This window comes from Bacillus cereus group sp. MYBK195-1, from assembly GCF_051916605.1.
Classification (GTDB): domain Bacteria; phylum Bacillota; class Bacilli; order Bacillales; family Bacillaceae_G; genus Bacillus_A; species Bacillus_A cereus.
Window position 1 is genome coordinate 1 of sequence record NZ_JBQAGZ010000002.1, and the last position, 25,879, is coordinate 25,879.

Genomic DNA, 25,879 nt, shown 5'->3' on the forward strand with positions numbered 1-25,879 from the left:
ATGGGCAGTAAAAGGTATGGGGAAAAGCTTGAAACGGGTAATAGAAAACATATTCAATTAAATTCTATTCTTTCATAATTTCCTCATACGATCGATAATTTCCAATAAATTCGTTTTATATAATGGAGTGTGAATACAACAGTTGATACAGCAATGGCTATAATACCTATATGTGCGTAAAAATTGAAGTAATCATATTTCTGGAAGAAAAATTCAAGGACAGGAAATAAAAGAGTAAGACTAGCAATTAATATTAATTGTTCTTTTTTCATTATCATGCCTCCTTCTTTGTATAATTCAGCATTGATAGAAACAATTTCTATATGAATATCCTATACATGATCAGTTAACATAACGTCCTATTATCGGTAGCAAGGAAAAAGGAGGAACCCTACTCTCACAAGGGAACCTTCTTTTTTTGTTCTATCAATCTATGCAATTTTTTATACATTCCTATTCTGGTGCGGTTTTAGGGTTCTTGTCTGTTATTGGATTAACGAAAAAACTGTATAAAATCTCGCATACTCTTAGCGTGTTTTTTTCAAAAATGCTGGCGATATCTCACATCCATCAACTTATGAATTTTATAATGTCCTCAAACCAAGAATTTCTCGTGTTTTTAGTCCAAAATGTTATTTAATAAAAAAATATCTCGAATTTGAGATAAATTACTTGCTTTTTAATCACTTGAGTTGTAAAGTGATAGTAACGAAAGCGATTGAGTCATATGAAAAACATATACTCAGTTGCTTTCGATTAAAAAACGAAGTAACTTATTTAGTAAAAACTAAGATGAATTTACAAAAACATAATGAGAATAAATTGAACAGCTAAAAAGCATATTATTTTTTTATCATCACTTGACTAGTAAAACGAAGCGGAGGAATTAAAAATGTATAAAATTAAAGGGCATCATCACATTTCAATGGTTACGAAAAATGCAAATGAAAATAATCACTTTTATAAAAATGTGCTTGGATTACGTCGTGTGAAAATGACAGTGAACCAAGATGATCCGTCAATGTACCATTTATTTTACGGAGATAAAACAGGAAGTCCGGGTACAGAGTTATCATTTTTTGAAATTCCTTTAGTAGGAAGAACATATCGCGGTACAAATGCGATTACTCGAATTGGATTACTCGTTCCTTCAGAGGAAAGCTTACATTACTGGAAAGAACGATTTGAGAAATTTGATGTGAAACATAGTGAGATGACAACATATGCAAATCGTCCTGCTTTACAATTTGAGGATGCTGAAGGTCTTCGCTTAGTACTACTCGTTTCAAACGGAGAAAAAGTAGAGCACTGGGAAACTTGGGAGAAATCAGAAGTTCCTGCAAAGCATCAAATTCAAGGAATGGGTTCTGTAGAAATGACAGTTCGTAGACTTGATAAAATGGCGAGTACACTTACAGAGATGTTTGGTTATACAGAGGTTAGCCGCAGCGAAGAGGAAGCAATTTTTCAGTCCATTAAAGGAGAGGCTTTTGGAGAAATCGTTGTGAAATATTTAGATGGTCCTACTGAAAAACCAGGTCGCGGTAGCATTCACCACTTAGCAATTCGTGTGAAAAACGATGCAGAGCTTGCCTATTGGGAAGAACAAGTGAAACAAAGAGGCTTCCATTCTTCAGGAATCATTGACCGTTTCTACTTTAAAAGCTTATATTTCCGTGAATCAAACGGAATCCTTTTTGAAATTGCGACAGATGGACCAGGGTTTACAGTTGATGGAGATGTAGAACATTTAGGAGAAAAACTTGATTTACCACCGTTCTTAGAAAATCAGCGTGCAGAGATTGAAGCAAATTTAGCACCTATTGAAGAGAAAATATAAAATTTAAAACCATTGGAGGAATATAAAATGAACCAATTAAAAGGAATTCACCACGTTACAGCGATTACAAGTAGTGCAGAAAAAAACTATGAGTTTTTCACTCACGTTTTAGGAATGCGTTTAGTTAAAAAAACAGTAAACCAAGATGACATTCAAACGTATCATTTATTCTTTGCAGATGATAAAGGTAGTGCAGGAACAGATATGACATTCTTTGACTTCCCAGGTATTCCAAAAGGAGTACACGGTACGAATGAAATTTCAAAAACTTCATTCCGTGTTCCAACTGATGCAGCATTAGAGTATTGGGTGAAACGCTTTGACCGTCTTGAAGTAGAACATACAGGAATTAAAGAGCAATTTGGTAAGAAAACTCTTTCTTTCGTTGACTTTGATGACCAACACTATCAATTAATCTCAGATGAACTTGATAAAGGGATCGAATCAGGTACACCATGGCAAAACGGGCCAGTTCCATTAGAATATGCAATTACTGGTTTAGGCCCTGTATTCATCCGTATTGCAAACTTTAGTTTCTTCAAAGAAGTGTTAGAAAAAGTTTTATTATTTAAAGAGGTTGCGCAAGAAGGAGAATTCTATTTATTTGAAGTGAATAAAGGTGGAAACGGTGCTTCTGTCATTGTAGAACATAATACAGTTCTTCCTGAAGCACAACAAGGTTTTGGTACAGTGCACCATGCGGCATTCCGCGTAGAAGATCGCGCTGTATTAGAAGAATGGATTGAGAGAATCAGTAGCGTTGGACTTCCTTCATCTGGCTATGTAAACCGTCACTTCTTCGAATCATTATACGCAAGAGTTGCACCACAAATCTTATTTGAATTTGCAACAGACGGCCCAGGGTTTATGGGAGATGAGCCATACGAAACACTTGGCGAAAAATTATCTTTACCTCCATTCCTAGAGCCAAAACGTGAAGAAATTGAAAAATTAGTTCGTCCAATTGATACAGTGAGAAGTACGAAGGAATTTATTAAAGAGTAAAAATAGAGATAGTAAGTAGGAGAGCAGGTAGTTTTAGCGGAGTGCTGGAACTGCTTGCTTTTTATTTGTCCTGTTAAGTTTCTGACAATTGTTTCTCAAGTTATTAAAAAGGAAAAGTTTGGTATAATTAATTAAAATATTTAATTTTCTGATAATTATTTTTCAATACATAGAAAAGGAGTGGTAATATACAATTTTGATAATTGTATAAAAATCCTAATTTTGTAATTTTGGAGAAAAGGGGATGCGAGTGTATGGGAGCAGATGTAGTAACGCGGGAGCAAATGAGACACTTATTGGATGATTGGTATCATTCAATGTTAAAACAAGATGTGGTTAAAGCGAAAGTACTAAATGAGGAAATAGAGTCCAAGGTTATTTATATTAAAGAAGATCAGTATGCGGCATTTTATCACGCATTATTAAAATTCCGTTATCATGTGCTAATTGATAGTTTGAGTATTACAGAGAATAGTTTTGATGAAATTAATACCTTTATAATTCCTGATGACGCACTTTTAACACATTATTATCACTTATTTAAAGGTATTCATGCAATGTATATATCAAATTACATTGAGTCAAAAAATCACTTTGAAGAGGCTGGGAAATTACTTAAATATATAACATCTTCGTTGGAACATGCTGAATTCAATTATAGATTTGCATATTTGTCTTATCAAACGTATAAACCATTGATGGCGATTGATCAAATACGTTTAGCAAAAGATGAATATGAAAAACATCCTGGCTATGAAGTTTGTATTGCTTTGTGTGAGAATATTTTTGCAATGGCTTGTATTGATTTAAAGCAATACAAGCCGAAGAGAAGTTGAATTTGGCATTAGATGTATTTCAAAAGATAGATAATGAAAGATTTATTACAATGGTTCGTCATAATTTAGCATGGTTATATGCAAGTCAAAACCTTTCGAGTTTAGCAATTCGACATTTAGTAGAAGTAATAAAAAGTAATCCCAAACATTTCAAAGCAATGTTTGTATTAGCACGTGAATATTACAAAATTGGAAAAATCGATACTGCCGCTGAATTAATTGAAAAAGGATTAGATATATGTAATAAGATACAAAATAAAGAATTTCAGCACCGTTTTGTAATTTTAAAGGAAATGAATCAAAAGACGTCTAGTGTATTATTAGAATCCACTATTTTAAATGGGATTTTATATTTTGAGAAAGAAGGTTTGTTGGATTGTATTCAAGAATATACTGAGATTTTAGCTATGCAATTTTATAAAGAAGAAAACCATGTAAAGGCAAGTAAATATTTTTATATAAATAATCAAGCACAGAAAAAACATTTAGAAAAAGGGGCGTTGAAATAATGAAAAAAGTAGGCGTAATAGCAAAAGGATTAATTTTTGTAGGGATTCTTTCATTGGGACTTAATTTTTCTTCTACTACACAGCAAGCAGTTAATATTGGTGACGGAGGAGCACCAGCAAGACCAGACTACGTTAACATTGGAGACACAGGAGGAGCACCAGCAGATAATAAAGGCGACGGCGGAGTAAGCCAACTATAATAACAAAGAAAGGGACTTCAACATGAAGTCCCTTTTTCTATTTTCAGGTCATTTTTTCTATTTTCAGGTCATGTAGAGAAAAGAATTGACTTACTTTAAATATGTAACTATAATGGTTACAGAATAACCATTAGTAACAGAAATGAGTTATATTTTTTTAGTATAATTGTAACTGTTTTAGTTACAATTAAAAAGAGAACATAAAATAACCAAAAAATGTAAAAACTTTAAATAACAACAAGAGAAAGGAGACGGGAATGTTGAAACGGTTTAAGTTTTATTTGATTAGCGGTATTGTGCTTATTTTGCTTATCGTATGTAACTTCGTTGATAAGCCGATTGCGAAGGTTGAAGAAGTGAAAGATACTGTTATGATGAAGCTGAATACGAAAGAGAGTATGGCACAAATTGATGGGCAGACGATTTATTTTAAGCAAATTGGTGAGGGAAAACCGCCGTTACTCATGTTGCATGGGTTTGGTGGTTCTTCTGATGGGTTTAGTGATATTTATCCGGAACTAGCGCGAGACCATACGATTATTGCGGTTGATATTTTAGGGTTCGGGCGTTCTTCTAAGCCGGTTGATTTTCAGTATTCGTTTCCTGCGCAAGTGAATTTATATTATAAGTTAATGAAGAAGCTCGGATACGATCAGTTTGCGGTGCTCGGCCATTCAATGGGCGGAGAGATGTCCCTCAATTTAGCGTATTTATATCCGGATGCAGTGACGCATCTCATCTTGGCGGATGCTACAGGGATAGAGTCTTTCCAGCAAAAAGAAAGTTATGAAGTACCACCGCTATCGACGGACTTACAAACTGTAACCGAGATTACGAAGTATAATAAAAATGAAGTGAAAAATAGTCGTGATGATAAAGAGCATTATGATCAGCTTACGAAAATGAGAGAGCGCCGCATCGCGATGGAAGCCGATAAGATTAAGGTGCCGACTTTAATTATATGGGGACGACACGATAAGAGCGTTTCTTGGAAAAATGGTGAACTGTATCATGGGCTATTTGCAAATAGTACGTTTCATATTATTGAAAAAGGATACCACGCACCGTTTCGTCAAGAACCAATTGAGTTTATGGAATATGTACAAGCATTTTTCGCGAAGCATCCACAATAAAAATTTTAAGCATAAATCCACTTCTTTCCTCATAAAGTGAAACTAATAAGGCTTGTCTAAGGAAAGGAATGAAGTGATTTGGAAACTTTACCATGGTGGGTGTATCTTGTAATTGTCGGGATTGTACTAAGTGGCTACATGGTTTTATATACTTCGAAAAAAGAGCAAGATATGGATAATGAGTTTATCGAAAAAGAAGGCGAAGTATATATGAAGCGTTTAGAAGAAGAGCGTGAGAAACGTAATCAGGAAAGTGATAAAGATTCGGTATTGCTTTGATAGAAATTTTGAAAGGTTACCACCTAGTAGGATTTTACATCTCGGTGGTAGCTTTTTTCTTCTGCGGGAGCAGTATATGTTCATCAAGCTAAGTTTATATTAGTTTAATTTTACATGTATAAGAGAGTCATCATAAACTTTTATTGATGGTATTTATATATATTTTTACTCATAAGAATGGAACTAGTGGGGATTTTACTGGGGGGGGATTAACAATGCATAGGGATGAAACTTCATTACATCCGGATACAGGTGTTACATCTGTAATGTTTGTTGAGCGTTCATTAAATGAAATTCGTTTTTGGTCTAGAATCATGAAGGAGCATTCTTTTTTTCTTCGTTTAGGATTTAGGTGCGAGGATACTCAACTAATCGAAGAGGCGAATCAATTTTATCGATTGTTTGAACATATTGAACAAATAGCGCATTCCTATACAAATGAAACAGATCCTGAGCAAATAAAAAGATTTAATGCAGAAGTACAACAAGCCGCAACTAATATTTGGGGATTTAAACGAAAAATTTTAGGGTTAATTCTCACATGTAAATTGCCAGGACAAAATAACTTTCCACTTTTAGTTGACCATACAAGTAGGGAAGCTGATTATTTTAGAAAACGTTTAATACAATTAAATGAAGGTAAATTAGATGCTCTTCCTGATGCTATTATTAAAGAAAATGTTTTCTTTTTACGGATTATGGCAGACCATGCTAAATTTATTGGCCATCTTCTTGATCCATCGGAAAGAAAGCTTGTAGATACAGCACGGAATTTTAGCAATGATTTTGATGAATTGATGTATCAAGCAATTGACTTAGAATCTATGAAACCACAATCCCAAACAGCCCCTCTTTTAGATCAATTTTTAGATCAAAATCGTGTGTCGGTTGCATCTCTTCGGGATTTTAAGAAAACAGCACGTGATTTAATTGAGCAATGTAAAATAAAGAGTATCATTCATCCGTTATTAGCAGACCATGTTTTCCGTGAAGCTGATAGATTTCTTGAAATCATTGATATGTATGATGTTCATCTTACAAATATTCAATCACAACCTAGATATTAGAAGATAAGGAAAGATAGTATTTTACTTTCGATTGAGAAGTTAACAATTTATTGTTAGCTTCTTTTCTTTGGGATTAAAATTTTCTTTTAAGGACTACATAAATCCCTTTGACCAAATATGTAATTCTTTGTAAAATGATATATATGGAAAGATTATGAATATACAGGAAATCTATGGATAGTAGATTTTAATAAATTATTCGGGGGAAATTTATTAGTTAAGTATATTAACTTGTTTGCACTACATTTTACAAATAAAGGGGTATTAGTAATCATGAAAGCAAAGAAATTAGTAAGTTTAGCGTTACCAGTTATGTTATTGAGTGGTTGTATTACAATTGAAACTGATGGTAAGAAAGCTGAGCCAAAGAAAGAAGAAACGCAAAAGGTAGAGAAAGAGAATAAGACTTCTGAAAAAGAGAGTAAGTCAACTGATAGCAAGAAAGAGGATAGCTTATCTGTAGCGAAAGGTGAAGGTACAAACAGTAGTTCATCAAGTAGTCAATCAAGTTCTTCTTCAAATAATTCAACTTCTTCTAGTTCTTCAACTGGTAAGGTAACTGGTTCAGATGTTGAAAGGTACAAGGCAGATATCATAAATAGTGCTACTCAAATTGAAGATACAATGAAATTAATTGAAGGAATAGCAGATTCAGACGTAAAATCATACAAACAAAAGAAAAGTGAAGTACAACTGAGTTTAGGTGGAGCAAAGGCAACTGCAACGAAACTGAAGAATCTACAAGCGCCTCCTGAGTTACAGGGAGAACAGGCGAAGATAAAGCAGTCGATGGAACTGTATGCGGATTGTTTTCAACTTCTATTTGATGCATTGGACCAAGAAGACGAAAGTAAAATGCATCAATCATTAAGTAAAGCACAAGAAGGTTCGAAACTGTTTGAAGAGGCAGCGAAGAGTATCGGTAGTAAAACCAACTGAGAATAAATTATTTTAAGGGGTACTTGTGGGTGCAGTTGGTGCAAGTGAAGAGTTAGGAATTAGTTATGGAAACACATTACAAATTTATCAAATGGACGATAATGTTCGTATTCGATATGTAAAACAATAAATAATTGGTGAAAAACTCTGTAATAAATTTTACAGGGTTTTTTATTTGATGGGGAATATTGAATTTCCGATAAAAAATAACAATAGTAGACGCGTTTTTTCACGGTTTAAACCATAGTAACTGTAACCATCCAAAGCCCAATTCATACACTATGATGGAGGTTTTTTACTTACTAATCGGATGAAAAAGGAGTGTAATCATGAAGAAACGTACTGTTAATGAAGCGGGAGGGAATGTGCCACAACCAATCCGCAGTGACGGAGCAGGTGCGATTGATTCTGGACCTCGTAATGTTATGCGGGATATTCAAAATCCGAATATGCTTGTTCCGCCTATAACGGATGCAGGGTTAGTTCCTAACTTGAAGTTTTCATTCTCGGACACTTCTATGATTTTGAAACAAGGCGGGTGGTCTCGGGAGATTACTGCTCGGGAACTACCGGTTTCGACGACGATTGCGGGAGTAAATATGAGTTTAACGGCCGGTGGAGTACGAGAACTACATTGGCATAAAGAAGCGGAATGGGCGTATATGCTTTTAGGACGGGCGCGCATAACGGCTGTTGATCAAAATGGGCGTAATTTTATTGCTGATGTTGGGCCAGGTGATCTTTGGTATTTTCCTCCTGGTATTCCGCATTCCATTCAAGGATTGGAACATTGTGAATTTCTACTCGTTTTCGATGATGGGCATTTTTCTGATTTATCTACTTTAGCTATTTCTGATTGGTTTGCGCATACGCCAAAAGAAGTGTTGTCGGCTAATTTCGGAGTACCTGAGAGTGCTTTTCGTTCTATTCCTTCAGATCAAGTTTATATTTATCAAGGAGAGGTGCCAGGTTCGCTTGAAAGTCAGGAAATTCAATCGCCGAAAGGAGAAGTTCCTTTAACATTTAAACATGAATTGTTAAAACAACAGCCGATTAAGACGCCTGGTGGTAGCGTTCGAATTGTAGATTCTACAAATTTCCCTATTTCCAAAACAATCGCAGCAGCGCTCGTTGAGGTTGAGCCTGGCGGAATGAGAGAACTTCATTGGCACCCGAATAATGATGAATGGCAATATTATTTGACAGGGGAAGCGAGAATGACTGTGTTTCTTGGAAATGGTACCGCTCGTACATTTGATTATAGAGCTGGCGATGTCGGGTATGTACCGTTTGCGACAGGGCATTATATTCAAAATACAGGTACCGAAACATTATGGTTTTTAGAGATGTTCAGAAGCAATCGTTTTGAAGATGTATCGTTAAATCAATGGATGGCACTGACTCCTAAAGAAATAGTGGAGAGTAATATACATGTTGGCCCGCAAGTAATGGATTCCCTGCGCAAGGAGAAGTGGCCTGTTGTGAAATATCCGGGGTTTTCATATAGTCCGAAAAATGATGAGTAAAAATTGAAAATTTGCGTTATTCTTTCTGGAGACTGATAAGAAGGGATGGCGTATTTTTTATGCCTAATCTAGTCTTAACTAGTATCTGTTCGTTGTATTATTGTTCGGGAAATTATTATAGAAGAAAAATATATGAAATCGACATACTACATAGCTTTATTTTCAGGTGTAACGCACAAGTTGCACAGCTAACGCAACGACAACTCGCTTTACTCTTCATTATGTATTTGTCCATACTAGACGTAGAGAGGTGATATACACAGTATGATTTTTAGCGAACGTTTAAAAGAAGAACGAGAAAAACGAAATTGGTCGCAACATGATTTGGCTGAAAAAATTCATGTAAGTAGGCAGTCGGTTTCGAAATGGGAGACGGGAAAGAACTATCCGAGCATTGAAATTATTATTCATTTAAGCGATTTATTCAGTATTACGATTGATGAATTGTTAAGGAGTGACGAAGAGTTGACGCAAAAAGTAATTGAAGATAGTAAACAATTAGCATATCCAAAATGGAAGGTGTTTTTCGATAGTCTATTCACGCTTGGAGTATTTTTGTTTCTTATCAAAATCGTTGTATGGATGCTAAATAAGTTTGCAGGAGCAAGTATTACAATTGTAGCAGATGCGCCATATGTAATGAATCTTTTGCCCCTTGCATTCATGATTATAGGTGGTATGGGATCGGATAAGTTGAAGAAAATATATAGATAGAGGAAAGATTTGAAAGAAATCCCCAACACTAGCTGTTCTTTTCACTTAAATTGTGTACTATAAAGGATAGGATGACATAAAGAAGGGGACATATAGAATGGAATTTCATGAACAGAAGATTTTGCCGGCAGTGAGGCAAATTAAAGATTTGGAAAAGCTATTACATAGTTCGTATGAATATATCGTTATTTTAGATATTCATGTCGGTCAATTGAAAAGTGTTATATCACTTGCGAAGCAATATTGTAAAAAGGTGTTTTTACATGTGGATTTAATTCATGGTTTGCAGAGTGATGGGCATGCGACGGAATATTTATGTCAGGAGTTTAGACCGTACGGGTTACTTTCAACAAAGGCGAGCGTTATTATGAAGGCGAAGCAAAAAGGTGTTGTGGCAATACAACGCATCTTTTTAATCGATTCGAGTGCGATGGAGAAGAGCTGCAATCTTTTAGATAAGACGAAACCGGATTATATTGAGGTACTTCCTGGAGCATTAACGGATGTTATTGCTGAAGTGAAAGAGCGTACTGGTGTACCGATTTTAGCGGGTGGTTTTATTCGTACTGTAGAAGATGTGGAAAGAGCTTTAAACGCTGGTGCGACAGCAATTACGACATCAAAACGCGAACTATGGAAACATTACCAAAAAAAGTGACGAAAATGTGAATTTTTTCGTTGACACCGCTTTCATTTACGGTTAACATTATAGACAAGTTAATAAACGTGACGGAGAAAAGTAGAGATCCACATTTCATTGTTTCTATATAAATTTATATAGAAGCGTGCAAGCTGTGGGTCTTTTTCTTTTTACAAAAACGAATGGCCATTCATTTTACCTCTATCACATTTGGAAGCGTTTAAATTGATTGTGGAGGGATACTATGTCAGCATTTTTAGGAGAGTTAATAGGGACTGCGTTGTTAATCGTACTTGGTGGCGGCGTTTGTGCTGGTGTAAGTTTAAAGAAGTCGTTTGCGAAAGATTCTGGTTGGATTGTTATTACAATGGGCTGGGGCTTAGCAGTAGCGGTAGCAGCGTATGCGGTTGGATCAATTAGTGGGGCACATTTGAATCCAGCTTTAACAATAGGATTAGCATTTAAGGGAGCGTTCCCATGGAGTGACGTACCTGGTTATATCGCAGCACAAATGATTGGGGCAATTATCGGGGCAGTTATCGTATATTTACATTACTTACCACACTGGAAAGAAACAGAAGATCCAGGAACAAAGTTAGGTGTATTTGCAACAGGTCCAGCAATTCCGAACACATTTGCAAACCTTTTAAGTGAAATGATTGGAACATTCGTTTTAGTATTTGGTATATTAGCAATTGGTGCAAATAAATTTGCAGATGGATTAAATCCATTTATCGTAGGTTTCTTAATTGTAAGTATTGGTTTATCATTAGGTGGGACAACAGGATACGCAATTAACCCAGCACGTGATTTAGGTCCGCGTATCGCACACTTCTTCCTTCCGATTGCAGGAAAAGGCAGTTCAAACTGGAAGTATGCATGGATTCCAGTAGTTGGTCCAATTTTAGGTGGATCACTTGCAGGTTTATTCCATCAAGTTGTATTTGAAGGAAAACAAAATTCAGCACTTATTTATGTGATTATCGCAACTGTGATTGTACTAGCAATCTCTTATATGACAAGTAAAAAAAGCGGAAGCAATACAAATAGTAGAAAAGTAGCATAAGGGGGAAACCGATATGAAAAAATATATTCTTTCATTAGACCAAGGAACAACAAGCTCACGCGCAATTCTTTTCAATAAAAAAGGTGAAATTGTTCATTCAGCTCAAAAAGAGTTTACACAACATTTTCCAAAGCCGGGCTGGGTAGAGCATAATGCGCAAGAAATTTGGGGATCTATTTTAGCAGTTATCGCAACTTGCTTAAGCGAAGCAGATGTAAAACCAGAACAAATCGCAGGTATCGGTATTACGAACCAACGTGAAACAACGGTTGTCTGGGATAAAACAACTAGTAAACCAATTTACAACGCAATCGTATGGCAATCTCGCCAAACAGCTGAAATTTGTGATGAGTTAAAAGAAAAAGGTTATAGCGAAATGGTTCGCGAAAAAACAGGTCTTTTAATTGATGCATACTTCTCTGGTACGAAAGTAAAGTGGATTTTAGATAACGTTGAAGGTGCAAGAGAGAAAGCAGAAAACGGCGATCTATTATTCGGAACAATTGATTCGTGGCTTGTATGGAAACTATCTGGTGGTAAAGCACACGTAACAGATTATTCAAATGCATCACGTACGTTAATGTTTAATATTCACGACTTACAGTGGGATGATGAGCTTCTAGAAATGTTAACAGTACCAAAGAGCATGCTTCCAGAAGTACGTCCATCATCTGAAATTTACGGAGAAACAATTGATTACCACTTCTTCGGTCAAAATGTACCGATTGCAGGTGTAGCTGGTGACCAACAAGCAGCATTATTTGGACAAGCTTGTTTCGGTGAAGGTATGGCGAAAAATACTTACGGAACTGGTTGCTTCATGTTAATGAACACAGGTGAAAAAGCAGTAGCTTCTGAGCACGGTCTATTAACAACAATTGCATGGGGAATAGATGGTAAAGTAAACTACGCATTAGAAGGAAGTATTTTCGTAGCAGGTTCTGCAATTCAGTGGTTACGTGACGGAATGCGCATGTTTAAAGATGCAAGTGAGAGTGAAGTGTATGCGAGTCGCGTTGAATCAACTGATGGTGTATACGTTGTACCAGCATTCGTTGGACTAGGAACACCTTATTGGGATAGTGAAGTACGCGGCGCTATGTTTGGTGTAACACGCGGTACGACGAAAGAGCACTTCATTCGTGCAACGCTAGAATCTTTAGCTTACCAAACGAAAGATGTATTATGCGCAATGGAAGCAGATTCAGGTATTGAACTGAAAACATTACGCGTTGATGGCGGAGCGGTTAAAAATAACTTCTTAATGAAGTTCCAAAGTGATATTTTAGATGTTCCTGTAGAGCGTCCAGTGATCAACGAAACAACGGCTCTAGGTGCAGCATACTTAGCTGGTCTTGCGGTTGGATATTGGAAAAACCAAGATGAAATTAAAGAACAGTGGCATATGGACAAACGCTTTGAACCAACGATGGAAGCGAAAACAAGCGAAGAGCTATATGCTGGATGGAAAAAAGCAATTGAAGCAACAAAAGCTTTCAAATAATCATAAACAGTGTTATAATGGTGACAAGTTAATAATTCGGTAGGAGATTTGGAGAGACCACAACGCGCTATAGAGGTGAAATCTATAGCGGAGTTTGTGGTCTCTTTTTTCGTTATCAAAGGGAGGAATTACCATGAAATTTTCAAGTAAACAACGTAAAGACGTATTAAACGGAGTAAATAAACAAGAGTTAGATGTGATCGTAATTGGTGGAGGTATTACTGGTTCTGGTATTGCATTAGATGGAGCAACACGCGGGTTATCAACAATTGTTTTTGAAATGCAGGACTTTGCAGCAGGTACATCAAGTCGTTCAACGAAGCTTGTACACGGTGGTCTACGTTATTTAAAACAACTTGAAGTGAAAATGGTAGCAGAGGTGGGTAAAGAGCGTGCGATCGTATATGAGAACGGTCCCCATGTAACAACACCAGAGTGGATGTTACTTCCGTTCCATACAGGCGGTACGTTCGGATCATTTAGTACATCAATTGGTCTTCGTGTATACGACTTCTTAGCAGGTGTAAAACGAAGCGAGCGCAGAAAGATGTTTAACCGTGAAGAAACATTAAACAAAGAGCCTCTTGTAAAAAAAGAAGGATTAAAAGGCGGCGGTTACTACGTAGAATATCGTACAGATGATGCGCGTCTTACAATTGAAGTAATGAAAGAAGCAATTGAGCACGGCGCAAAAGCGGTTAACTATGCAAAAGTAGACAGTTTCTTATATAAAGATGGAAAAGTATGCGGTGTACGTGTAATCGATTTACTAGACGGTGAAGTATATGAAGTGTACGGTAAGAAAATTGTAAACGCAGCTGGCCCTTGGGTAGATACACTTCGTGAAAAAGATAACTCGAAAAAAGGAAAAGTACTTCAGTTATCAAAAGGTGTTCACTTAGTAATTGATCAAAAACGTTTCCCATTAGGTCAAGCGATTTACTTCGATACACCAGATAAACGTATGGTGTTCGCGATTCCTCGCGGCGGAAAAACATACGTAGGTACAACAGATACGTTCTATGATAAAGACGCAGCTGTACCACAAATGACAACAGAAGATCGCACATACATCATTAATGCGATTAACTACATGTTCCCAAGCGTGAAAATTACAGAGAAAGACATTGAATCAAGCTGGGCTGGTGTACGTCCGTTAATTTATGAAGAAGGTAAGAGTGCATCTGAAATTTCTCGTAAAGACGAAATTTGGACTTCTGAATCTGGTTTAATTACAATCGCAGGTGGTAAATTAACAGGATACCGCAAAATGGCTGAAATGGTAGTAGACTACGTAACGAACTTACTACAAAAAGAAGGTCATAGCGCATATCCGAAGAGCGACACGAAACATATGCCAATCTCTGGTGGACATGTAGATGGTTCACACGGATTCCCAGCATTCGTTGCGAAAAAAGCTGGCGAAGGTACGAAATATGGTTTAACAACAGCACAAGCAGAAGAATTCGCGAAATTCTATGGTTCTAACGTTGACGTACTATTTGACTTAGCGAAAAAACATAAAGACGAAGCGAAAGAATACAACATGCCGCTTGACGTTCTAATCCCGCTTGTATATGCAATGGATTACGAAATGACAGCAAAACCAGTTGACTTCTTCGTACGCCGCAGAGGCGCTGTATTCTTCAACATCCACTGGGTATACGAGTGGAAAGAAGCAGTAATCAACTACATGGCTGCGAAACTAGGCTGGAGCAAAGAAGAACAAATGAAATATACAGCAGAACTAGAAAAAGCATTAACAGACGCTGTAATTCCTGTAGATCAACAAGAACAGGCAGCTGCGTTAGCGTAAAATAGATATGTTTTTGGAAGAAAGAATTGTGTAGGTATAAAAATACACAATTCTTTCTTTATTGTAGGGGATAAATTATGAGTATTTGGTGTTAAAAAGACTCTTATCATTAATGGAGAGAGTCTTTTTATTTTGCGTGCCCAGCTAAGCTGGGCACTGCTTGCTGGTGAAAGTCCAGCCTAGGTAAGAGCCAAGTCGTCTAGTAGCTAACAGGCAACTGGTGGAGAAATCCTAAGGTTGAAGCTCTGTGACAAAGTGACTTCTATTTAGAAGTGCGAGCGAATCAACAAACCGTAACATAAAGTGAACCTTGCCGCCTCGTTAAAAGAAACCTAGCAATAGGACAAAGGGAAGTTGAGCCTGATGAATATAGGAGAAAACCATGGAAGACGTGAAGAACTTGGAAATACAGCATCGAAGAATCCTTCGGGGTACGGAGGATGGTATGTTGAGAAAGTAGTGTCTGGAACTAGGGAGACCCTCCTTTGCCCTTTCTTTCAGAAAGGAGAGAGAAAGCCTATAAGCATATGCGAAATGGTGGACTGTAAAGAGGGAGTCGGAGGAGATCATAGTACTGAATATCATAACCACAACACAACGTTATGTAGGGAAGGACCTCTACTTTGTTCATAAGTTGGAAGGAGGTACGAGTGAGTGAATACTGGAAAACTTGCTAACTACACTGATGTAAAAGCTCAAGAACTTTGGAAGACTTTATATCTTTGTGCCAAAGAAAATTCAAGCCGAAGATTTCATGCGTTGTATGATAAGATTTATCGCCCCGATATACTAGCTGAAGCATGGCGAAGAGTAAAACGGAATAGAGGAAGGGAAGGAGTGGATGGACAAAGAATTGAGGGAATTGTTCACCAATATGGAGAACGTAACTTTCTAAATGAGTTGTACAAGGAACTCAAAAGTAAGCCATATCATCCACAAGCTGTGAGAAGAACCCATATTCCAAAGGGGGATGGAAAACAAAGATTACTTGGAATTCCTACGATCAAAGATAGAGTTGTACAAATAGCAACAAAATTAGTCATTGAACCAATCTTTGAAGCTGAAACAGAAAAGAGATGGTGAAGCCATCCCTAAAGAAATTTAATCTGTTTCAGTTTTCTACTTTACGAGAATATATTGGGGGATATTTCGAGTGTGACTATCTCTTGCTGATGAACCAAGAGATGGATTTTCCGGTAAGAATTTTATCATTTTACATTTATTTCAATTAAATTCATTTGGTGAATAGGTTACTAAATGAAATGTTTATCTAAACTCAGTATCAGTATAACAAGAAAAAATAGTAAAAAACAGTATTGTTTTGGTTATATATGTATATTAGAATTTATTTAATGTTAGGAGGGGATAGTGATTAAGAAGAAAATTTTGTATTCTTTGATTTTTTTAGTTTGTGTTTTTGCAATTTGCACTGTCTATTTCTTTTTCTTTCAACGTACGAGTTTGGTTAAAATAAATCAATCAGACAACCTTGCTTTACTAGAAAAAAGCAAAAAGGAGCAAGTAAGATCATGGGCACTTTCGAATTTAAATTCAGAATATTGGGAATTCGAATCCAAAAGTAAGATTAAGGTTGCGATATTAGACAGTGGAATAGAAAAACAACATGATGATTTAAAAAATCTTGTAATTAAAGAATACAACGTAATTGAGCCGCAACATCCAGTAATTGATGTTTTAGGCCATGGAATGAATGTGGCAGGTATTATCGCAGCAAATAATAACAAAATTGGAATCACTGGCGTTGCAGCATCGCTAGTGGAACTCTATGATGTTAAAGTTCTTAATGATGATGGAAAAGGGAAGATTGATAATTTAGTTCAAGGTATTAATTGGTCCGTTGAAAAAAATGTTGATGTGTTAAACATTAGCTTTGGTATGTCTTCTAACCATCCTGAACTTGAAAGGGTGATTGAGAAGGCGATTCAAAAAGGGATAATTGTTATTGCAGCTGCAGGTAATAATTATGGCGGAAAAGTTGAATATCCAGCTAATTATAAAGATGTTATTTCAGTAACAGCAGTAAATCACGCTTATAAAGCTGCAAGGAATGGGAAAATTGATTTTGCAGCCCCAGGTGTGAACGTAATAACCACTACAACTTCTAATGGTTATTCGATTGAAAATGGAACATCTCTAGCAACGGCTCACGTAACAGGAATTGTATCTTTAATTCTTGCGAATAAGGAAACATTTAAACTGCCATCTAGCAAAGTAAAGTTCCCTCAAGAAGTGTATAAAATTTTAGAAAAAAATACAGTGGACATTGGTGGCAGTAATCAAATTGGCAATGGTTTTATAAAATTATAGTAGGGTGGAGAATTATGATTAAAAAGATAGTATCATTAATGTTAATCTTTGTTTTAAGCATTGGAATCATTCCAAATGGTAAAGTTTTAGCTGAAGGTTGGGTTCAAGACGAGAATATTGAAGTACTTGAGAATAATAGTGAGAAAGTAGAAGTACAAACAGAAGTTGAAACGGTAGAAGGTGATGCAACAGTTTCAGCGGCTTGGGATAAAACAGATAACACATTTACAGTGAAATCAATGGAAAAAGATGCAAACGGAAATGAAGTTGAAAAAGAATATAGAGTTGACGTTGAAGAGGCTACTGACGAAGTGTTTAAAGCGACATTTACCGATATAAAAACAAACGAATCTTTTGAAGTAGATTCTATGGAAGCGCATGCTTCTGTAGTGTTCTTATTACCGCTGGCAGGTGTAATTGGTCAAGGGCTTGTTTCGCATTTAATCGCGATTGGTGCTGCTGTAATTATTGCAGGTGCTACATATACGGTAGTGGGGAAAGTTGCAGCAGAATTACGAAAGAAAAAATATGATCACTATGCTGCTGTTTTAACAAAAGGTGATTTATATATTGGCGGACCAATTTCTAAAGCAACTGCAGTTTCAAGAATGAAATCAAGTGATAAAAAGAATAACAATGTTTGGTCAAAAACTTATGCTTTAGCGGCAACTGTTGCAAAAGATGCTGGAAACGGGAGAACACCAATTGGCCCTGAGCGTGACAAAGGAAAAACGTCAGCAGAAGGTTATTATTTCCACTTCCATATCCATAATAGAACAGGTGGTCATTCATTCTATTAAAAAGGAGTAGTGTATGATAAATAAACTTTATGAAAAATACAAAATGCGAAACATCCCAAATAAATTTTCGATAGACGAAATTGATACAATTTTGAAAAGTGAGTATAGAGCTACAGAAATCAAAAAAAATAAAATTGGTTCCATTTATCTAGATACAAATATCGAATTTAAAGAAATAGTAAAGTGTTATAAGATCGAGGAAAAGGCTGTTTTGATGGGGTTGTTTAGTGATGCGGAAAAAAAAAATTTTGCTGAAATGATACAACTTAATCAATCTGAACAAAATACAGATTTCAATGAGCAAGATCTTTTCAATAAAGAAATTCAAGAAGGCAAATTAATTGTTATTTTTTTAGCAAGTGCGGATGGCACATACATTAATTACTTCAACCTATTAGGTCATTCAGAGATGATGTACAATAAACTTACAGTTCTTATGGGCTTAGAAAAAGAAGAATGTAATATTGAAAATCCCTTGTTTCAAGAATACTTACAGGCACTAGCTGCGATTGGGTATTTAGAAGAATAAAGTGAAAATCACAGTGATTTGAAGTGAGCCATGAAAATGGAACACACGTTAAAAAAACTAAACCATCTATTTCCTATATACTTTAGGGGATAGATGGTTTAATTTTTAAAAATTTGTATACTTATTATGCAAATTCAAGAGGTGTTTTTTCTCTTGACTAAAAATAAATAAAATGTGTTACAATGATGATAGAGTATGTAGTGTGAATTTTGCATAAAATAAAAAAGACAGAAGCCTGAGAAACTTCTGCCTTGTGTAACCTAACTTGCTATTGTGGTGGTAGTAGGTGCGGTTATAAGACAATTACATTAACGTTTTAGCAGAGAACCGCCCTTACCTTTTCCACGAAGCAGGGTGGTTCTCGCTTTTTTGTATACAGAAATTAGCCACGGACCGACGTATCTTCTACCGATGACAACGCCAGCTCTGGTTAGGATACCATACACTAATTTAATTACAAACATCGCGATTATATTATCACCTCCCCCTTTTTTCAAAATGGAAGAGATGATTGCCACACCTACTAGTTATAGCTTATTAAGTTACGTATTCATTGTATTATGTTTTAAAATAGGGAACAAGATATATGGATGAAAATTCCTAGTTTTAAATGGTGGTTGTGTAAATTGTAGTTTATCATGTATAACCTGTTTATGAATTTCCTACAAGTTAAGGTTTTCATGCAATTGCGTTATGTATAGAAGTTTAAATACTACACTTGTATGAAGAATGTATTAGTTTTGATATTATCGATTCATCTTTGTATGGCCATGATATATTAGATTCTTTAAGTGAGCGTTAGAAAGAAGGGGGACTCGATTAAATCGGTTCTCTTTTTAATTTAGCGATGAGGGGAATCTTGATGATATAAAACTAAGACAAAATCCTTATTGTAAACTTAAAGAGCGCCTTGGGAGAAAGACGCTCTTTAGGTGAATGCATTGTAACGACTATTCGGTTTATTATATGTAATTTACTGAGGAAGTGCTTTATAAAAAATGTGATTGCCGATCGTATTTTTTTATACATTTATAAAACTTTTCCATACAGTGCTTCGTCTAATATATGGGAAGGAGGAAATGATGTGGATGAATTAACGATAGAAGCGTTTGAAATAGAAGATAAGGAGGACCTTATCGACGAAATAATGAACAAGTATGGACAAGAAGTCCTGCAGCTTGTGTATTCGTATGTGAATAATAAAGAGGTTGCGGAGGATGTAACGCAAGATATATTCGTGAAATGCTATAAATCTCTTCATACATATAAAGGGAATTCGAATGTGAAAACATGGTTATGGAGAATTGCAATCAATCAATGTAAGGACTATATAAAAAGTTGGTATAACAAAAAAGTTATCGTTACAGAGGATGACTTTACGTATATGGAGAGTCAAAAAGAAAGTGTCGAACAAACAGTTATTCAAAATGCTGAGGATAGTAGGTTGGCTTCTGCGGTAATGAATTTACCGATAAAATATCGAGAAGTCATTTATCTATTTTATTATGAGGAATTATCAATTAAAGAGATTGCTACAGTAATAGAAGTAAAGGAAAACACGATAAAAACGAGACTGAAAAAAGCGAAGGAGCTTTTGAAGGAAGGATTGGAGGAATAATCGAATGGAAGGTCGATTAAAAGGCTTGCGAAAATCAATGGAGAACACAACGTTTAAACATTTGAGTTTTTCTGATCGGCACCAAAAGCGGGTGCACGAAAAAATCAATCAATCGTCCGAAAAGGAAGAAGACATCCTTTTAGCAGTGTTGCAACTTCTTATGAATGAAAAAACAGGTTATGAATTGATGCAGTTACTGCGGGGGAGAGGAATTCAAAAATTCGAAGGTGATGAAGGATCTCTATACACTTTATTGCATCGTCTAGAACAGAATCGCTTTATCCAATCTAGCTGGGATCATGCGGGAGCTAAATATTATCAATTAAATGATAAAGGAAACAAGATGCTGCGAAAGGCAGAGAAGAATGCTACGAAGGCACGATTTATATTAAAAGGATTAGTACAGGAGTGAGGCGGAATTGAACAAAAAAGGGGAGCGTTTTGTAAGCGAAGTTACGAATCATATTAAATCAAAAGAAGCGAAGAGCTTTGTAGCAACGGAACTAGATTTTCACCTAAAACAGGCGAAGAACACATGGATAGAAAAAGGTTTGAGTGAGGAAGTCGCTGAAAATAAAGCGGTGGAACAAATGGGAAGTCCGATTAAACTAGGGCAAGAACTTAATAAACTTCATAAGCCAAAGGTGGATTGGTTTTTACTTATTTTATTAGTGGCTGCTATGGGGTTAGGTTTTTTACCGGTTTTTGTTTTTGAATATACGAATGAAGTAATGATAAATAAGGTGATATTTATTATTCTCGGTGTTGTAACAGCGATTGGGATGATGTTACTTGATTATCGGAAATTAGAGAGAATGGGATGGTTGTTTTATATAATCGGAGTAGTTGTCCTGTTAATACTATACTGTTTTTCAAACGCTTCAATGATTGGAGAACCGTTAATACAAATCGGTCCAATTGCAATTGACTGTCTAATGGCAGTGCCTTTCTTTTTTCTAGCTTGGGCTTCTTTTTTTAATAATAGTAGGTTAAAGATTATACATCTTGTGGTTTTATGTTTATTTTCTTTGTACTTATTTTTGATTGTATCCACCCTTTCGTCAATTTTTATCTATATTACGATGGTATTCGTTATGCTTTGGTGGAGTAAGCTAGGAAAGAAAACGTCGTTGATTATTACGGTTGTACCTATTTGTTTATTTATTATTAAGGTATCCGTATCATGGTCTTCAGGATACCACTTAGATAGACTTTTAGGGTATTTAAATCCTGAGAGTGATGCAGGTGGCGCAGGATTTATGTATATACGATTAAAAGAGGTAATGTCATCAGCAGGTTGGTTTGGTACATATGGAGATATGAAATTCATCCCTGCTCCGGATACTGATTTTGTATTTGCAAGTTTGACTTACTATTATGGGTATTGGCTTGCATTAATTCTTGTCTTCGTTCTTTCTCTTTTTGTAGCAAGATTAATAGTCATCTCTTATAAAATAAATGATCGGTACGGTAAATTGCTACTCGTTGGTGGATTGACTCTTTTTGTATTCCAGTTCATTTATAATGTTGGAATGATACTAGGATTATTGCCGCTTGCTGCTATATCCTTACCTTTTATTAGTTACGGATTAACGCCGACTGTATTTCATGCGCTTATAATGGGGATTGTGCTGAGTGTATATAGGCGTAAGGGTATTTCATTCAGGATTAGAAAGACACCTTGATACTTATATAAGTTGCATATAAAAGAATTCATTATTATGATCAAGTAAAAACGTAAATAGATAGTAGAAGAGGGGTATGATAAATACTCCTCTTTTCGTGTTTAAATAAGTGTACTCTCTTTAACAGAAATACATAATTCAGAACGAGATATCGATTCAGTTAGTTGTTGTAAATAGGAGTATTCTTCCGCATCTTTTTCGGAAGTGTTAGGATTTAATAAAGGTGAAGATAGAAGTACATCAAGTGTAAGAATGTCTGCATCATGAGAAGCGATACGATAACCTGCAAATACAGGGCGTTTTATGAAATTTAAGTAAGTGCGTGTTTGCATGCGTATCACTATTTTATGTACAATAAAAGAAAAGCCTCTTATGAGATGGGGAGAGAAAATTTCATGTCCAGCCAACAATTAGTGAATTTACGCATTGATTTTGCTTTTAAACAATTATTTGGCACAAGTGGAAATGAAGATATTTTAATTGCTTTTTTAAATGCGATGTTACAGGATTCTTTAGAATCACCCATTGTTTCGTTACAATTTGCAGATCCACATTTACACAGGGAACATGAAGAAGATAAGTTATCTATCTTAGATATTTCAGCTACATTAGACACAGGAACAAAAGTCAATGTAGAAATACAACTCAATAATAATCATGATATGATTAAACGCAGTTTATATTATTGGGGAAGGCTATACACAGCTCAACTTCAAAAGGGAATGCCATACAGCTCTCTTCATAAAACAATTACAATCAATTTGTTAAATTTCGTTATGTTTCCTGAATACGAGGCATTCCATACAACAGGAGTTTTATGGAATCGACAACAACATAAAATATTGAGTAGTGATATCGAAGTTCACATCGTAGAGATTTCGAAACTTATGCAACAGTGGCGGAATGAACAAGTAAATCCTTGGGAAGATTTGTTTGTTCGTTGGTTATTATTACTTCCGGCAAACGAGGATGAACAACTAACCCAAACATTGGAGGACATTGCGATGAACCAAGATCCGATTTTACAAAAAGCGATGAATAAATGGGAGCGTATGAGTCAAGATTCTTCTTTCCGACAAGCATATGAGGCAAGAGAGAAAGCTTTGATGGATGAAGCCGCAAAGTTCGCTCATGCTCGTAATGAAGGAAAGAAAGAGGGAATTGAAGAAGGTAAGATTCAATTAATTCGTGGAATGCATAAAAATGGAATGCCAATCGAAGATATTGCAAAGTTTACAAATTTACGTTTAGAAGAAATACGAAGCATTTTACAAGTCTAAATGATAAAAAGAACACCTCCATTGAATTTGCATACTTAGTATGCGAATTCGGGAGGTGTTTTAATATGTGTCCCGTTTTCGGGGGTCACTTCCATCATTAAGGTGTTTTCATTATAAGCTCAAAACTCTCCGAATCAGCTCCAAGTATAAAAGGACTAACCTCGCCAACGCTATAAAGTTGTAATTCATGCATTGCGCGTGTACAAGCAGTGTAGAACAATCGACGAACGCTCTCATCGTTGTATACATCTTTAGACGCATCGTAAATAATAACGGCATCAAATTCGATACCCTTCGCTAAGTAAGCTGGGATCACGACAATGCCTTGCTCATACTCGGCTGAGTTACTCTTCACGAGTTTAATATTCTCGATAGGACTAAGTGCCTCATAGGCAGCGGCGCTTTCAGCTGCAGATTTACATATAATTGCGATCGTGTTGTGATTTTGTTTTTGTAATTCAGCAACTTTGGCAGTAATACGTTCGTGCAGTTCGCTCTCATTCGCTACTTTCGTCACTGTAGGTTTCTCACCGTCACGTTCAAAGGCGTGAATGTTCTTCCCTTCCGGTACGAGAGCACGTGTAAATTCAATAATTGGTTTTGTTGAGCGATAGCTACGAGTTAAGTTGATACCGTTCGTTTCATCTGGACCGTATAAGCTAGTAAGTGTATTGAAATTCACTGTTTCACTCGCATGAGCAAATATTGCTTGGTTAAAGTCTCCAAGTACCGTCATTCTTGCGGCAGGGAAGAGACGTTTTAAAAACTCAAACTGGAACGGCGAATAATCTTGTGCTTCGTCTACGAGTACGTGTTTAATCGATCTGTTCGTTTGGAAGCCTTCAATTAATTCTTTTAAAAGTAAGAATGGAGTCGCATCCTCATAATATAGTTTTCCTTCATCAAGCATGTTTACTGTTAAGGAGCAAATGTCATCCCACTCTTTCGGTTTTTTCTCAGTAACCCATGATGCATCTGTGAAGAGTTGTTTATATATGCCTGTGAAATTGATAAAGCGTAATGTTTGAACACCTTTACGAAGGGGCTTCAATTTTTTACGGACAATCATACGTCCAAGTACTCTCGTTTCTTTTTCAAAATCATTAAAGGAGTTGTCGTCAAACTCTCCTTTTTTCTGCAAATATTTATAAGCTTTTTGGTATTCATCTTTACTAAGTAATTCAATTTCTTCTTCTACCCAAGGCTTTTTCAGTTCTGCTTTTTCAAGTGCATCTATTTGCTTATTTAGCCAATCCGTTAACTTCTCAATTCGACTATGGAAGCGGAGGGAGGAGTCGGTATTGTAAAATTGTTCTGTAATTTCTTTCGCAGAAACAATCAGTTTTCCTCTAAATTTCATTCCTCTAAATAGCATGCCTGAAGATTCAAGAGATTGTCTGTACGCTCTAATCATCTCGAAAAATTGAGTGGATGCTTTAAATCGGATGCTCGCATTTCTCGTTTTATAGGTAGGGCTATTCGTTTCAGTTAACATATATTCTAATTGCTCATAAGGATCTTCAACTTCAAATGACTTACTTAGTCTATGATTCAAATATTCTTGGAATGTAACTTGCTGCATATTTTCTTCACCAAGTTCAGGTAGTACGTTAGAAACGTAGCTATTGAACATAGAGTTAGGAGAGAAGAGAATAATTTGATCTGCTTTTAGCCATTCGCGATATTTATATAGTAAGTAGGCGATTCGCTGCAGAGCAGCTGATGTTTTACCGCTACCAGCAGCTCCTTGAACGATAAGGAGTCGGCCTTCATCGTGGCGGATAATTTCATTTTGCTCGCGCTGAATCGTAGCAACAATGCTCTGCATATGTTTGTTCGTACCTTTTCCGAGCGCTTGTTGCAAGATTTCATCACCAATTGTGAGGCTCGTATCGAACATAGAATCAATCTCGCCATTTTGAATAATGTATTGTAATTTTTTCTCCACATTACCGTGGATTACGCCGCCTGGTGTACTGTATTCAGCAGGTCCTGGTGGATAATCATAGTACACACTCGAAATAGGTGCGCGCCAGTCATATATAAGGAAGTTTTCTCCGCTTGCATCAGTAAGTGTAGCGACGCCGATATAAATTTGATCCGCGGCAGATTCTCCTTCTTCTTTGAAATCAATTCGTCCGAAATAAGGTGCTTTATGCATACGTCTTAATGCGGCAAGTCGATTAAAGGTGTGCTTATGGGTAATTTGTGTGACAGCTAGTGACTGAGCTTGTTGTCTCAAGTTGATAACTGTTTCAAGATAATCATCGAAAGTATCAGTATTAACTTTCACGTCATCCCAAAAGTGTTTACGAATATTGATTACTTCTGCCCGGCGTCTACCAGTTTCGTTTTCCAGTTTATCAATTTGCTCCGTAATTGTTTCAATTACGGTATCTAATCGTTTTTGCTCTAAATCAAGGTTTTTGTTCATACGGTAAGCACTCCTTTAAAAGTGAAAAATAGAGGTTGACTGAAGATGTGTTTTGGTGTACAATTAAGATACGGATAAATACGTTCTTTGTATTTTGTAAAACGTGTTTCTGTACTAATTTAACATAGTTT

23 protein-coding genes and 2 pseudogenes are annotated in these 25,879 nt (G+C 36.1%); 22 read left to right on the plus strand and 3 right to left on the minus strand.

The window, feature by feature from the left end:
* Positions 1 to 83: 83 nt before the first annotated feature.
* Complete coding sequence (locus ACTFRY_RS09640; RefSeq protein WP_016117365.1) at positions 84 to 272, minus strand: hypothetical protein; 189 nt, start codon at positions 270 to 272, stop codon at positions 84 to 86.
* A 620-nt stretch (positions 273 to 892) separates the two neighbouring features.
* Between ACTFRY_RS09640 and ACTFRY_RS09645 the strand changes: the two genes are divergently transcribed.
* The 21 genes and pseudogenes from ACTFRY_RS09645 to ACTFRY_RS09745 all read left to right on the plus strand — a co-directional run bounded on the left by ACTFRY_RS09645 (position 893) and on the right by ACTFRY_RS09745 (position 22,034).
* Positions 893 to 1,840, plus strand: coding sequence for a ring-cleaving dioxygenase (locus ACTFRY_RS09645; protein ID WP_048568213.1), 948 nt, complete (start codon positions 893 to 895; stop codon positions 1,838 to 1,840).
* A gap of 27 nt (positions 1,841 to 1,867) precedes the next feature.
* The gene (locus tag ACTFRY_RS09650) at positions 1,868 to 2,845 is read left to right on the plus strand and encodes a ring-cleaving dioxygenase (protein WP_098138432.1); all 978 of its coding nucleotides are present in this window, start codon (positions 1,868 to 1,870) and stop codon (positions 2,843 to 2,845) included.
* Positions 2,846 to 3,099: 254 nt separating this feature from the next.
* Positions 3,100 to 4,190: pseudogene (locus tag ACTFRY_RS09655) on the plus strand (hypothetical protein).
* Complete coding sequence (locus ACTFRY_RS09660; protein ID WP_098616911.1) at positions 4,190 to 4,390, plus strand: Phr family secreted Rap phosphatase inhibitor; 201 nt, start codon at positions 4,190 to 4,192, stop codon at positions 4,388 to 4,390. Before ACTFRY_RS09655 ends, ACTFRY_RS09660 begins: the two are co-directional and overlap by 1 nt.
* Before the next feature lie 257 nt (positions 4,391 to 4,647).
* Positions 4,648 to 5,523 carry an alpha/beta fold hydrolase gene (locus ACTFRY_RS09665; RefSeq protein ID WP_098616910.1) on the plus strand — a complete coding sequence of 292 codons (876 nt, stop codon included), beginning with the start codon at positions 4,648 to 4,650 and terminating at the stop codon, positions 5,521 to 5,523.
* A gap of 78 nt (positions 5,524 to 5,601) precedes the next feature.
* Positions 5,602 to 5,802, plus strand: coding sequence for a sporulation YhaL family protein (locus tag ACTFRY_RS09670; RefSeq protein WP_000449225.1), 201 nt, complete (start codon positions 5,602 to 5,604; stop codon positions 5,800 to 5,802).
* Positions 5,803 to 6,017: 215 nt separating this feature from the next.
* On the plus strand, positions 6,018 to 6,869 hold the full coding sequence (locus ACTFRY_RS09675) for a DUF2935 domain-containing protein (RefSeq protein WP_000554479.1): 852 nt from the start codon (positions 6,018 to 6,020) through the stop codon (positions 6,867 to 6,869).
* 273 nt (positions 6,870 to 7,142) lie between these two features.
* Entirely contained in the window at positions 7,143 to 7,808 is a 666-nt protein-coding gene (locus tag ACTFRY_RS09680; RefSeq protein ID WP_098616909.1) for a DUF7018 domain-containing (lipo)protein, read from the plus strand.
* A gap of 329 nt (positions 7,809 to 8,137) precedes the next feature.
* Positions 8,138 to 9,334: an oxalate decarboxylase family bicupin gene (locus tag ACTFRY_RS09685; protein ID WP_098616908.1), complete on the plus strand. Its 1,197-nt coding sequence runs from the start codon at positions 8,138 to 8,140 to the stop codon at positions 9,332 to 9,334.
* Between the two features lie 264 nt (positions 9,335 to 9,598).
* Positions 9,599 to 10,048 carry a helix-turn-helix domain-containing protein gene (locus tag ACTFRY_RS09690; protein ID WP_098616907.1) on the plus strand — a complete coding sequence of 150 codons (450 nt, stop codon included), beginning with the start codon at positions 9,599 to 9,601 and terminating at the stop codon, positions 10,046 to 10,048.
* A 97-nt stretch (positions 10,049 to 10,145) separates the two neighbouring features.
* Positions 10,146 to 10,706 carry a glycerol uptake operon antiterminator GlpP gene (glpP, locus tag ACTFRY_RS09695; protein ID WP_000394285.1) on the plus strand — a complete coding sequence of 187 codons (561 nt, stop codon included), beginning with the start codon at positions 10,146 to 10,148 and terminating at the stop codon, positions 10,704 to 10,706.
* Between the two features lie 226 nt (positions 10,707 to 10,932).
* The gene (gene glpF / locus ACTFRY_RS09700) at positions 10,933 to 11,754 is read left to right on the plus strand and encodes a glycerol uptake facilitator protein GlpF (protein ID WP_086409443.1); all 822 of its coding nucleotides are present in this window, start codon (positions 10,933 to 10,935) and stop codon (positions 11,752 to 11,754) included.
* 13 nt (positions 11,755 to 11,767) lie between these two features.
* The gene (glpK, locus tag ACTFRY_RS09705; protein WP_000760011.1) at positions 11,768 to 13,258 is read left to right on the plus strand and encodes a glycerol kinase GlpK; all 1,491 of its coding nucleotides are present in this window, start codon (positions 11,768 to 11,770) and stop codon (positions 13,256 to 13,258) included.
* Between the two features lie 133 nt (positions 13,259 to 13,391).
* On the plus strand, positions 13,392 to 15,074 hold the full coding sequence (gene glpD / locus ACTFRY_RS09710) for an aerobic glycerol-3-phosphate dehydrogenase (RefSeq protein WP_000672831.1): 1,683 nt from the start codon (positions 13,392 to 13,394) through the stop codon (positions 15,072 to 15,074).
* A gap of 654 nt (positions 15,075 to 15,728) precedes the next feature.
* A complete protein-coding gene (locus ACTFRY_RS09715) occupies positions 15,729 to 16,157 on the plus strand; it encodes a hypothetical protein (RefSeq protein ID WP_229172679.1) in 429 nt (142 codons plus the stop codon).
* A gap of 378 nt (positions 16,158 to 16,535) precedes the next feature.
* Complete coding sequence (locus tag ACTFRY_RS09720; protein WP_255285167.1) at positions 16,536 to 17,402, plus strand: S8 family serine peptidase; 867 nt, start codon at positions 16,536 to 16,538, stop codon at positions 17,400 to 17,402.
* Between the two features lie 14 nt (positions 17,403 to 17,416).
* Positions 17,417 to 18,202 carry an SAR2788 family putative toxin gene (locus ACTFRY_RS09725; protein ID WP_016117370.1) on the plus strand — a complete coding sequence of 262 codons (786 nt, stop codon included), beginning with the start codon at positions 17,417 to 17,419 and terminating at the stop codon, positions 18,200 to 18,202.
* Positions 18,203 to 18,215: 13 nt separating this feature from the next.
* On the plus strand, positions 18,216 to 18,731 hold the full coding sequence (locus ACTFRY_RS09730; protein ID WP_016117371.1) for a hypothetical protein: 516 nt from the start codon (positions 18,216 to 18,218) through the stop codon (positions 18,729 to 18,731).
* 1,084 nt (positions 18,732 to 19,815) lie between these two features.
* A complete protein-coding gene (locus ACTFRY_RS09735) occupies positions 19,816 to 20,349 on the plus strand; it encodes a sigma-70 family RNA polymerase sigma factor (protein WP_000344007.1) in 534 nt (177 codons plus the stop codon).
* 4 nt (positions 20,350 to 20,353) lie between these two features.
* Entirely contained in the window at positions 20,354 to 20,761 is a 408-nt protein-coding gene (locus tag ACTFRY_RS09740) for a PadR family transcriptional regulator (RefSeq protein ID WP_000399088.1), read from the plus strand.
* A 7-nt stretch (positions 20,762 to 20,768) separates the two neighbouring features.
* A complete protein-coding gene (locus ACTFRY_RS09745) occupies positions 20,769 to 22,034 on the plus strand; it encodes an FtsW/RodA/SpoVE family cell cycle protein (RefSeq protein WP_098616904.1) in 1,266 nt (421 codons plus the stop codon).
* Between the two features lie 101 nt (positions 22,035 to 22,135).
* Here ACTFRY_RS09745 and ACTFRY_RS09750 read toward each other — a convergent pair.
* Positions 22,136 to 22,339, minus strand: a pseudogene (locus ACTFRY_RS09750) (hypothetical protein); the annotation flags it as partial.
* 90 nt (positions 22,340 to 22,429) lie between these two features.
* Between ACTFRY_RS09750 and ACTFRY_RS09755 the strand changes: the two are divergent.
* A complete protein-coding gene (locus ACTFRY_RS09755) occupies positions 22,430 to 23,314 on the plus strand; it encodes an Rpn family recombination-promoting nuclease/putative transposase (RefSeq protein ID WP_000098344.1) in 885 nt (294 codons plus the stop codon).
* Positions 23,315 to 23,411: 97 nt separating this feature from the next.
* Here ACTFRY_RS09755 and helD read toward each other — a convergent pair whose 3' ends face one another.
* Positions 23,412 to 25,748, minus strand: coding sequence for an RNA polymerase recycling motor HelD (gene helD / locus ACTFRY_RS09760; protein ID WP_086392097.1), 2,337 nt, complete (start codon positions 25,746 to 25,748; stop codon positions 23,412 to 23,414).
* Positions 25,749 to 25,879 lie beyond the last annotated feature (131 nt).

Coding starts and splice junctions, on each gene's coding strand:
- ACTFRY_RS09640 (WP_016117365.1), bottom strand. CDS start 272: ATGAAAAAAGAACAATTAATATTAATTGCTAGTCTTACTCTTTTATTT.
- glpF (WP_086409443.1), top strand. CDS start 10,933: ATGTCAGCATTTTTAGGAGAGTTAATAGGGACTGCGTTGTTAATCGTA.
- ACTFRY_RS09660 (WP_098616911.1), top strand. CDS start 4,190: ATGAAAAAAGTAGGCGTAATAGCAAAAGGATTAATTTTTGTAGGGATT.
- ACTFRY_RS09665 (WP_098616910.1), top strand. CDS start 4,648: ATGTTGAAACGGTTTAAGTTTTATTTGATTAGCGGTATTGTGCTTATT.
- ACTFRY_RS09755 (WP_000098344.1), top strand. CDS start 22,430: ATGTCCAGCCAACAATTAGTGAATTTACGCATTGATTTTGCTTTTAAA.
- ACTFRY_RS09680 (WP_098616909.1), top strand. CDS start 7,143: ATGAAAGCAAAGAAATTAGTAAGTTTAGCGTTACCAGTTATGTTATTG.
- glpK (WP_000760011.1), top strand. CDS start 11,768: ATGAAAAAATATATTCTTTCATTAGACCAAGGAACAACAAGCTCACGC.
- ACTFRY_RS09685 (WP_098616908.1), top strand. CDS start 8,138: ATGAAGAAACGTACTGTTAATGAAGCGGGAGGGAATGTGCCACAACCA.
- ACTFRY_RS09645 (WP_048568213.1), top strand. CDS start 893: ATGTATAAAATTAAAGGGCATCATCACATTTCAATGGTTACGAAAAAT.
- ACTFRY_RS09690 (WP_098616907.1), top strand. CDS start 9,599: ATGATTTTTAGCGAACGTTTAAAAGAAGAACGAGAAAAACGAAATTGG.
- ACTFRY_RS09675 (WP_000554479.1), top strand. CDS start 6,018: ATGCATAGGGATGAAACTTCATTACATCCGGATACAGGTGTTACATCT.
- ACTFRY_RS09740 (WP_000399088.1), top strand. CDS start 20,354: ATGGAAGGTCGATTAAAAGGCTTGCGAAAATCAATGGAGAACACAACG.
- ACTFRY_RS09650 (WP_098138432.1), top strand. CDS start 1,868: ATGAACCAATTAAAAGGAATTCACCACGTTACAGCGATTACAAGTAGT.
- helD (WP_086392097.1), bottom strand. CDS start 25,748: ATGAACAAAAACCTTGATTTAGAGCAAAAACGATTAGATACCGTAATT.
- glpD (WP_000672831.1), top strand. CDS start 13,392: ATGAAATTTTCAAGTAAACAACGTAAAGACGTATTAAACGGAGTAAAT.
- glpP (WP_000394285.1), top strand. CDS start 10,146: ATGGAATTTCATGAACAGAAGATTTTGCCGGCAGTGAGGCAAATTAAA.
- ACTFRY_RS09730 (WP_016117371.1), top strand. CDS start 18,216: ATGATAAATAAACTTTATGAAAAATACAAAATGCGAAACATCCCAAAT.
- ACTFRY_RS09725 (WP_016117370.1), top strand. CDS start 17,417: ATGATTAAAAAGATAGTATCATTAATGTTAATCTTTGTTTTAAGCATT.